Origin of the sequence: Flavobacterium sp. A45, assembly GCF_002001005.1 — a bacterium.
Taxonomy (GTDB): Bacteria; Bacteroidota; Bacteroidia; order Flavobacteriales; family Flavobacteriaceae; genus Flavobacterium.
In genome coordinates this window covers 1-10,295 of sequence record NZ_MUNX01000097.1, presented here as the reverse complement: position 1 = coordinate 10,295, position 10,295 = coordinate 1, and the positions used below count along the sequence as shown (strand labels likewise).

Below are 10,295 nucleotides of genomic sequence, written 5' to 3'. Positions count from 1 at the left end.
CAATTTCACAGACATTTCTAATTGTTTAATTTCTTTAGAAAACATGACTATTGATGTAAATATTTATAATATTATCGAAAAAATATCAAGACTGTCAAACCATAAGAATTTAAAATTACCAACACTTCAGCTAAATGAAATTACAGACAAAATAAGTAATATTATTAAAACGAAATTACCTGATCCAAGCAATATTTCTCATGAAGGTTATAAAGTTATTTCAAAAATAAGATTTCAAAAATTTTACAAAAAATATGACCTATCAGATATCAAAATTGAAATAGATAGTATAAAAAACATATCGGATAAAATTTTCGTAAAATCTGCCTTAATCGAAGAATTTTCAAGTTTTAAAAGTCAAAGTCTTTCAAAAGAATCAATATTTAATGAGATTTTTGAAGATTTTAAAATAATAACTAACAATTATGAATTTATTAATCGAGTAAATGATCTTTCAGAGATAATGTTTAAATTTCCGAATAACAAAAGATGGAAAGACTTAGTCACATCCGCTTTTGATTTATCCATTAATCTAGAAAACAAGACAAATTCGGTTAAATGTCAAAACAGAATTATTGACACAATATACAAACTCGATGATAATTTAGCGAAAGATTTAGTTTCTAGAGGAATTGACGATTCGCGAAAAACCATAAGCGATTTAATACGAGTTCATTACGAAAACTTGAAAGATGTAAATACTTTAAGTCAAAAAACTGAAACAATAAATGATAATGTAAACGTTGAAAATTATATTAAAAGCTTACTTAATAATTTAAAAGATGTTAATTCAAATTTAGTTAAGGCAAAAAAAATAGTTGATCTGAAAAGTGTTTTAATAACTGCATCAAAATTACCACTGAATAAATCAATTATTATGTATGATTATTATTTTAAAAATATTGCTTCTGCTAATTACTCTAAGGAAGAGTTGGAAAAAACATTAAATATATTAAATGCTAATATTAAATCAATTTTTAATTCGGATTTAATCATAAATTCAATTGGAAGGATTAAAGAATCAAAGTATATAAACATTAACGATAATATTTTACTTGAAGATAACAATATCATCATAAAGGGTACTGAAAGATATAAAGCAATTGAAATTTTCAAGAATTGGATAATAGAAGAATCTAACGAGTTTTTATATATTATCGATCCATATTTTAATCCTAAGGATGTTGAATTTTTATATACAATTCATAAATGTGATAAAAATATTGAATTAAAAGTTTTATGCTGTAAATACTTCGAACAAGAAGAAGTTATAAATGAATGGAAAAAAATTACCAAAGATGAAATTGAAAATTGCGAAATTATTTTCACGACTTTTAGATCCAATTCCGAAAAACCCATTCATGATAGATATTTAATATCTGAAAATAGTGGATTAAGGTTAGGTACCTCAATAAATTCAATTGGCTCATCTATGAAATTTTCCGAAATTTCAAAAATGAATAAACAAGAAGTGAACAAATTACTTTCTGAAGAGATAAATGGTTTTATCTTGGGAAAGAAAAAAGAAGTAAATGGCGAAAAACTCGATAGAAGGACATATAATTTATAAGAAAGAAATTAAAGACTAAAAATCGTACAAAAATCCCGTATAAACTCATTTAGTTTTTCAAGATTACCTGCTACTAAAAAGCTTCAGAGAAATCTGGAGCTTTTTTCGTTTTAATCCCTTTGTCAACATCTTGTTGCGTTCACTAGCGGGTCGATCGCCCCAGCTGCAGACAGAAGTATAAAAATAAATAAGTCATAAAAGTGATTTTAATCTAAATGTCTTCTATTTTTGCCAAATGTTAGAAATTCTTTACCAAGATGAATATATTATAGCAATTAATAAACCCAGTGGTTTGTTGGTTCACAAATCATTTTATGCACGCGATGCAAAAGTTTATGCTATTCAAGAATTGAGAAATCAAATAGGAGGGCAACACGTTTATCCTATTCATCGGTTAGATCGCAAAACATCTGGCGTCTTGTTATTTGCGTTGGATAAAGAAGTTTTGAAAATTATGAATGATCGTTTTGCCACACGCGAAGTCGAAAAAAAATATTTAGCAATTTTACGTGGTTGGTCACCCGAAGAACTAACGATTGACTATGATTTAACCAATGATGATGACGTTACACAAAATGCAATAACCTACTTTCTTCGTTTGCAAAATGCCGAAGTGGAGTTAGAATTTAATAATAAACCAACATCACGATATTGTTTGGTAGAAGCGATTCCTGAAACTGGACGCATGCATCAATTACGAAAACATTTCAAACATATTTTTCATCCCATTTTAGGAAGCCGTCCGCATGGCTGTAACAAACAAAATAAATTATGGCTGGAGAATTATGAGCTGAAAGGAATGATGCTTCATGCCCATCAGTTAATTTTTAATCATCCAATAAAAAATGAACAACTAATCCTGAATGCAAAGATTAATGAAGAGTTTAGCAGAGTAGGTACTATTCTTAATCTAGATTTGAGTAAGTATAAATAGAATAATAATAATCTGTAAATTATTATTCTATTTTGAAATTTAAGAGGCACATACTATAATAATCTAAAAAAACTGGTTAGCTATTTCAATGCTTCCTGCTACTAGAAAAGCTTCAGAGAAATCTGAAGCTTTTTTTATGCCCAAAAATCAAGAATTCACCCCACAAAAAAAGACTGCTCAAATTTTGAACAGTCTTTTTTTTATGAAATTAAGAAATTTGTTTATGCAAACAAACCTTGCTTGTGAGCATTGTATAAAACCAAATCGTAAGGAACTAATTTAGGCGCTACTTTCTCTGAAGAAGCATTAAACTTGATACCGTTATGTTTTCTGAACAAGTAAATTTCTTTTAAACAATTAGACAAACTCTGGTGAATTAATGTCGTAAAAGTTGGCAACTGTTTATCGCCTACCAATAAATCAATTTGGTAATTCGAACTACTTTTCGATAGATTGTTCCCGATGATTCTTAAAGTGAATGTTGTCGGGATTCCGTTTTGCTCTCCTTGATACTGTACTACCATATTATTTAAGATTAAAATGTGGTTAAATTAAATTTTGTCGTCTCAACTCTATATTCGCTGAATTCTTTATTAAAGCTTTTAAAAATAAGAAAATGATATAATAACGACCGTTAAATTATCAGTTTATAACAAAGCTAATTAATAAAATGATTACGAATGAAATTAAGTATGTAAAATTTTCATAAATTATTCGGTGGATAAACTACGTTTGACAGCTTATTAATTGTTGCGGTTAGTACGATTATACATATATTTGTTTTAGCCTAAAATCATCAGTTTACTAAATTCATAAAATTAATTAAGTGAATCCATTTTGGGAACTAATAATCAAAATGTTATTTCACAATGATAAAACAAAATGAAAATGAAAATCATATCAAATAAGAAGCTCTTTATAATTTACATCGTTTTACTGGTATTAAACTCAATTTGTATAATTCTTCTAACAAGAAAAACTGGAGCTTACAATTTGAATGGTTCTTATAGTGAAGCCAATAGTTTAAAACTAATCATCGATGCTTTGCTAGGAATCATTTTTTCAATACCGTTTCTTTGTTCAATATTATCTGCATTGATTGCTTCTTTTATTAATAAACAACAACCATATGGCAAACGATTTGTAAAAACATTCTTATTCACACTAATCATTGTATATGGAACTATATTAATCCCTTTTGCAATTAATGTACTTTCATAATAAATCTCATAGAATAAATCTCATAGAATAAATAACATTAAGAATCTCTTTATTTAAATTATAGCAAGCGAAAAACAGTTTATTAGAGATCTAAATAGGTTCGCAGCTATAGCATCTCATAAGACAAATAAAAAATGAATCAAAAAAAATTGCTTCTTAACTTTTTGAAACAGCCGTATCCTTTTTATTATGAAGGCAAAAAACTCCTTCAAATAACAGCTGTATTTTTTTTGATCTCTTTTTTTTTCAACTACATGCTCCAGCCTTTTGACGTAAATCCTCAAGAGCAGAAAATGCATTATTTTTGGATATGTTGCATTCATTCCTTCTCCCCTATATTTGTATTACTGTGCATTGCATTAATCTGTAAACTGTTCCCAAAAGCGACCGACGACTGGAAAATCAAAAATGAATGTATCCTCGTTTTCTTTCTGCTTCTTTTTACAGGAATCACACAATTTCTGATCCGTGATGTGATTTATGACAATCCCATGAATTGGTCTTGGAGGTATTTTATAGAGGAAATTTCCAACACATTTATCGCTGGTATTTTCCTTGCTCCTATCATCATTTCAATCAACTTAAACAGACAACAACTTAAAAACAGTCAAAAAGCAGACCGTATTTCTTCCTCCATAACTGATGTAAAAAAAATCCAAAACAACACAACTATCACTATTGAAACAGAAGTGAAATCGGAAAAATTTGTTTTCGAAAGCCATAGTTTTATTTACGCCAAAGCGGAAGGAAATTACGCCGAAATATTCCTCAAAAAAGACGATAAAGTTCAAAAACTCATCAAACGTATTCCTATCAAAAATCTGGAAATGCAGTTGAGTACTTTTCCATTTATCATTAAAACACATCGATCGGTTTTATTAAACCTGAATTACATCGAGAAAGTTACCGGAAATGCGCAGGGATATAAAGTGCAATTAAAAGATAGTTCAGATACCGTTCCCGTTTCCAGAAACTTTATTCAATCGTTCGAAACAGCAACTGCATCGCGATAAAAAGCTTTGTTGTTTGTCCCAAACCCTTGCCAACCACCCCATAACAATGCCTTTCGTCACATAATCTTGTCATTCAGAACAAGAATTTGCAGTGTTGTTTTTTTGCTCACACATTTGCAAAAACTTTAGAACTTATGCGTAGATATGACTTAGACTGGCTTCGAGTAATAGTATTTGGATTACTCATTTTTTATCATGTGGGAATGTTTTTTGTGGCTCCTGATTGGGAGTGGCATATCAAAAATAACATTACCTATGAATGGATTAAATATCCCATGTTATTTTTAAACCAATGGCGATTGCCCATCCTTTTCGTTATTTCCGGAATGGGGACATCCTATGCCCTTTCGAAAAGAACTGCAGTTCAATTCGCTTTTGAAAGAACCAAAAAATTACTGCTCCCGTTAATTTTTGGAATGTTGGTTATCGTGCCTCCACAAGTGTATCTTGAAAAATTTTCAAAAGGAATAATCGAAGGTAGTTATTTCGACTTTTGGCCTTCGCATGCCTTTATTGGTACATACCCCGTTGGGAATTTAAGTTGGCATCATTTATGGTTTATACCCTACTTACTGTTGTTTTCATTGGTACTTATTCCTGTTTTTATATTTTTAAGAAACAACCCGAATAATTTCATACTAAGAACTACCGCAAAAATAAGCAACATCAAATGGGGTCTATATTGGTTTATAGTCCCGCTGTATTTCATCGAAGCTTTTATAGAGCCTTTTTTCGAAGAAACCCATGCTTTGGTTGGCGATTGGTTTGTCATCATCAATAGCATCACTTTATTCTTTTTTGGATTTTTGTTAATCTCCGTAAAAGAAACATTCTGGAAAACGGTCGAGACAAATAGAAAGACTTATTTAAAATGTGGGATTATTGGTTTTACATTACTAATGTGCATCATCACAGCTTTTGAGGATAGTTATGTCAGACATTTCACAGAAGCTTTAATCAAAGTCTTTTCATTTTGGTCATGGATTCTAACACTCTTTGGCTATGCTTCAAAATACCTCAACAAACCCAGCAAAACATTAGTATACTGTAATGAGGCGGTATATCCCTTTTACATACTTCACCAAACGATAACGGTAATTTTGGGATACTATCTAATGAATTTACAGTGGAATTCTTTCTTGAAATTTTCGATCATGTCCATCGGAACATTTTTACTGTCGTGGGTAATTTATGAATTCTTAATTAGACGATGGTACCTGATTCGACCGCTTTTCGGTTTACACAATACAAAAAAAATATCCGAACCTGAGTTTCTTCATCAATCCTCCAGTTCTGTCTTATAAAGAGAAAACAACAAAATCAAACAAAAAACCTCAGGACAATCCTGAGGTTTTTGCTATTTATTTACTCGTTTTTAATCGCCACAGTGTTTCAATAAACACATCTACATCCTGACAGGTATTGTAAAAGGCCAATGAGGGGCGAACGGTGGTTTCCACTCCCATTCTCCTCAAAATAGGCTGCGCGCAATGATGTCCTGTACGCACCGCAATGCCTTCCCTATTCAATGCTTTTCCAACCTCATCATTAGTAAACCCTTCCAAAGTAAAAGAAAGCACGCTCGCTTTATTTGCTGCAGTGCCTATCAATCGTACTCCCGGAATCTGTTTGAGCAAATGCGTTGCATATTCCAACAAATAATGTTCATACTGACCAATTGCTTCAATCCCAATTTTCGAAATGTAGTCAATGGCGGCGCCAAGTCCTATCGCATCTGCTATATTTCCGGTACCTGCTTCAAAACGATTGGGCGCTTTATGATATTTGATTTCCTCAAAAGTCACATCTTGTATCATATTCCCTCCCGATTGATAGGGTTCCATTTCGTTCAGTAAATCTTCTTTTCCATACACAACGCCAATTCCTGTTGGCCCAAACAATTTATGTCCAGAGAAAACAAGCCAATCGGCATTGAGATAGCGAACATCCACCTTCATGTGAGAAACAGACTGTGCCCCGTCCAAAAGCACTTTGGCTCCGACGGTATGTGCCATTTCAACCATTTGTTTAGCAGGCGTAACAGTCCCCAATGCATTGGATACTTGAGTAAACGCAACCAACTTAGTTTTAGAGTTCAATAATTTGGCATATTCATCAAGCAAAATTTGTCCGTCATCGTCCACAGGAATTACTCGCAAAACAAGTCCTTTTTTATCTGCCAAACGCTTCCAAGGCACAATATTGGCGTGATGTTCTAAATGACTGATAATTATCTCGTCACCTGCTACCAGTTTATGGTTCCCCCAACTTTCGGCCACCAAATTGACTCCTTCGGTTGCTCCTCGAACAAATACAATTTCGTTTACAGAACCTGCATTCAGAAACACCCTCACTTTTTCGCGGGCTGCTTCATAAGCATCAGAAGCTCTTGCTGCCAACTCATGCGCAGCCCGATGTATATTGGAATTTTCATGTTCATAAAAATAAGCAACACGATCGATAACTGTCTTTGGTTTCTGGGTAGTCGCCGCATTATCGAACCAGATTAATGGTTTCCCATTTACTGTCTCGCTCAAAATCGGAAAATCTTTCTTGATCAAATTGGCATCAAAATTAGACCCAACCCATCCGCTTCTGGATTGTGGTTGAATAGGCACAACAGATGAAATTGCAGGTTTTCTGGAATCAAAAGCAAACGGGTTTTGATCCAAAAAATAATAACTGCTCTTTAGTTCCAATCCAACTGAGCCTTTTTCCAAAGGAATCCCAAAACTAGTGTTTACCAAATCCAATGCTTTTTTTAATTCAGCCTCAAAAGAAGCTCCTTCATATTCATAAGGCAAATAGGAAGGCTCTTTTTTGTTATTCTGCAAATTCAAATCGACGAAATCGGTCTGCGGATTTTCCATATTCACGTTATTGCCTGTACCTATTGCAAACGGAACCTCACCGTTTCCGAGAGCATATTTTGAAGTATCAACACTATTTAAATCCTGTTCCAAAAAATTTGGATTGGGAATATTCGAAAAAGAATTAGGAGGTGTGCCCAAAGACCCTAAATTTGCATAAGAAGCAACCGATGGAGATCCTCCAAAACCACCCATCGAAGGAGGAGATTGAGAAAAACCCAAAGGACTTCCTGCCTGATTCGGAATTACTGGCGGTGCATAACCCGATTGCCCCATCAAAGTATCATGACTACTTACCGGAAATATGGTTTCTACCTTACCCAAATTACCTGCTGAGAGGATTGTTTCGGCTATTTTAGTCCCACGGGGATGTTCATTGTGATCTGGACTCAAGGAAATCTCTTTTGGAAATTCGTTGGGCAAGGCACTGAACAACTCATTGGCTAAATGCTGCAAATCCTCAATATTCGGCAATCCGATATTGTTACTATTTGTATTCATGGTACTTGTCTATTTGCACATCTTCCAGTACGGCAATTGCATCATCAACAGTAACTACCAATGAACAATACAACGATACCAAATAGGAAGCAATCGCTTTTTCATTGATACCCATAAAACGAACGGATAATCCAGGAGATTGTTCTCCTTGCAATCCAGGCAGAATAAGCCCAATTACGCCTTGACGACTTTCGCCTGTACGCATCAATATGATTTTAGATTTTCCGTTTTTAATTGGTAATTTATCCGAAGGAATAAGCGGAATCCCTCTCCAAGTTAGGAACTGGGAACCAAACATGGAAGTTGTTGGAGGCGGAACTCCGCGACGGGTACATTCACGGCCAAATGCCGCTATAGCCAACGGATGCAGCAAGAAGAAACCGGGTTCTTTCCAGACTTTGGTCAGCAATTCATCCAAATCATCTGGCGTTGGTGCTCCTGTTCTAGTTTTTATAATTTGAGAAGGAACCACATTGCTCAATAAACCATAATCTTTATTATTGATTAATTCACTTTCTTGTCTTTCCTTAATAGTTTCGATAGCCAAGCGCAATTGCTCTGTAATTTGATTGTATGGTTTACTGTATAAATCCGAAACACGGGTATGAACTTCAACAATTGTTTGAACCGCTGCCAAATTATACTCCTTGGGATTATCGATATAATCCACAAAAGTATTGGGAAGCGAGCGTTCATCTCTTGCAGAACAATCCACTTCAATATGGGTAGCGTCTTTTACTTTATTCAAACGGTACACCCCTGCTTCCACCGGAACCCAGTGCAAAAGGTGCGTAAGCCATCTTGGAGTTATTGTTCCCATTTGAGGAACCGAACGGGTTGCAATTGCTAACTGTCTTGCGGCTGCGTCTCCTAACGCAGTTTGCTGTTTTTTTAATTCTGCCATTGTTCTATTTATTAAGTTATATCTAATATTACTAAATCACGGACAAGGTTGATTCAAAAAAACACAACATGTAAATAATCATGTCAAGCAATTTCAAACCAAATCAAAAAAGAAAGAACCAATTTCAAACAGGAGCTCCATTAAACAAAAAATAAAAAAAGTATAACTCCTCAAAAAATAAACAGTTTACAATGAAGTGTTTGCAAAACATATTAATTTTTCCACTAATTTAACATAATTATATAACTACCGCAACATCAATAGATTAAATAAAAAACGAAATTTAAATTTTGTGGTAAAATAAGGAAGGCAAATTATTAATTAGAAAATATACAAAAACGAAAAACCCTGTAATGTATGAGGTTACAGGGTATTCTAACTAAATGTATTAAAACAAACAACTTTCAATCTCTTCAATCCTTGCAATAAAGTTTTACCCTTTAATAACGGGTAACGAAACTACGTTTCCTACTTCATTCCGCATGGTCATATTCAATTTATCCAATAATGATAATCTGTTGGAAACTAGTCCCGAGAACAAATTATAGGATATATTCATTTTTTTTAAATGGGTTAATTTCTCTAATTCTAATGGGACTTGCCCTTTAAAATCATTGTCAAAAAGGTTTAAATTTTCTAACAATGTTAGATTACCAATTGCAGGACTTAATTTTCCTGTAAATCTATTTGAATATAAAGATACTGATTTTAAAGCTTTTAACTCATAAAAAGACACCGGCAATTGTCCTTGAAAAGAATTTTCATACAATGACAAATTCTCTAACATCGAAAGTTTTCCGATTTGTGGAGGCAATTCACCCGATAAAATATTTCGATCCAACATCAATACCTTCAAATTTGGCAAAGTGCAAATTGAAACCGGAATAAAACCGGTTAATTTATTAAACGATAAATCTAGAATCTGTAGATTTTTCATGATTCCAATATTGAGCGGAATTTCACCATTCAATAAATTGGTACCTAAATTAAGTTCTTGCAAATTCAACAATGTAGTAATCTCAACAGGAATACGACCTGTCAAATTATTATTGTTTAAGTTTATAGAAATTACCTTATCGTCAACGACTTTTACTCCGTACCATTTGTTCATTGGCATAGAAAGATCCCATTTATTAATCCATTTAGCACCATTGGTAGCTTGGTTTAATTTTATAAGGACATCCTTTTCTGCCTGTGAAACATTAGCAAAAAGGGAAAGTGAAAATAGTACGGTAAAAATAAGTGTAATTTTATTACTCATTTGCTTTACTTAATATTCGTA

The 10,295-nt window shown here is 33.1% G+C and carries 9 protein-coding genes; 5 read left to right on the top strand and 4 right to left on the bottom strand.

From position 1 onward, the window contains the following. Nucleotides 1-1,570, top strand: a 1,570-nt coding sequence (locus tag B0E44_RS12175) for a hypothetical protein (protein WP_217341308.1), incomplete at its 5' end; no start/stop codon positions are given. 235 nt (nucleotides 1,571-1,805) lie between these two features. Beyond that, nucleotides 1,806-2,504 (top strand): pseudouridine synthase, encoded by a 699-nt coding sequence (locus tag B0E44_RS12170; protein WP_077375384.1) that lies wholly within the window; start codon nucleotides 1,806-1,808, stop codon nucleotides 2,502-2,504. Nucleotides 2,505-2,725: 221 nt separating this feature from the next. Here the strand turns inward: B0E44_RS12170 and B0E44_RS12165 are convergent, their stop codons facing one another. Continuing rightward, entirely contained in the window at nucleotides 2,726-3,028 is a 303-nt protein-coding gene (locus B0E44_RS12165) for a hypothetical protein (RefSeq protein ID WP_077375381.1), read from the bottom strand. Nucleotides 3,029-3,392: 364 nt separating this feature from the next. Here B0E44_RS12165 and B0E44_RS18825 point away from each other — a divergent pair, with 364 nt between their 5' ends. The 3 genes from B0E44_RS18825 (at nucleotide 3,393) to B0E44_RS12155 (ending at nucleotide 6,042) form a co-directional block, all read left to right on the top strand. Continuing rightward, nucleotides 3,393-3,725, top strand: a complete 333-nt coding sequence (locus B0E44_RS18825; protein ID WP_165688797.1) for a hypothetical protein — start codon at nucleotides 3,393-3,395, stop codon at nucleotides 3,723-3,725. A 134-nt stretch (nucleotides 3,726-3,859) separates the two neighbouring features. After that, nucleotides 3,860-4,738 carry a LytTR family DNA-binding domain-containing protein gene (locus tag B0E44_RS12160; protein WP_077375378.1) on the top strand — a complete coding sequence of 293 codons (879 nt, stop codon included), beginning with the start codon at nucleotides 3,860-3,862 and terminating at the stop codon, nucleotides 4,736-4,738. A 134-nt stretch (nucleotides 4,739-4,872) separates the two neighbouring features. Continuing rightward, on the top strand, nucleotides 4,873-6,042 hold the full coding sequence (locus tag B0E44_RS12155) for an acyltransferase family protein (RefSeq protein WP_077375375.1): 1,170 nt from the start codon (nucleotides 4,873-4,875) through the stop codon (nucleotides 6,040-6,042). 57 nt (nucleotides 6,043-6,099) lie between these two features. Here B0E44_RS12155 and B0E44_RS12150 read toward each other — a convergent pair whose 3' ends face one another. From B0E44_RS12150 to B0E44_RS12140, 3 genes are all read right to left on the bottom strand, one after another. Further along, nucleotides 6,100-8,109 carry a family 2A encapsulin nanocompartment cargo protein cysteine desulfurase gene (locus B0E44_RS12150; protein WP_077375372.1) on the bottom strand — a complete coding sequence of 670 codons (2,010 nt, stop codon included), beginning with the start codon at nucleotides 8,107-8,109 and terminating at the stop codon, nucleotides 6,100-6,102. Further along, on the bottom strand, nucleotides 8,096-9,013 hold the full coding sequence (locus B0E44_RS12145) for a family 2A encapsulin nanocompartment shell protein (RefSeq protein WP_077375369.1): 918 nt from the start codon (nucleotides 9,011-9,013) through the stop codon (nucleotides 8,096-8,098). The genes B0E44_RS12150 and B0E44_RS12145 overlap by 14 nt, the downstream gene beginning before the upstream one ends. A gap of 433 nt (nucleotides 9,014-9,446) precedes the next feature. Beyond that, the gene (locus B0E44_RS12140; protein WP_077375366.1) at nucleotides 9,447-10,274 is read right to left on the bottom strand and encodes a Two component regulator three Y domain protein; all 828 of its coding nucleotides are present in this window, start codon (nucleotides 10,272-10,274) and stop codon (nucleotides 9,447-9,449) included. Nucleotides 10,275-10,295: the final 21 nt, after the last annotated feature.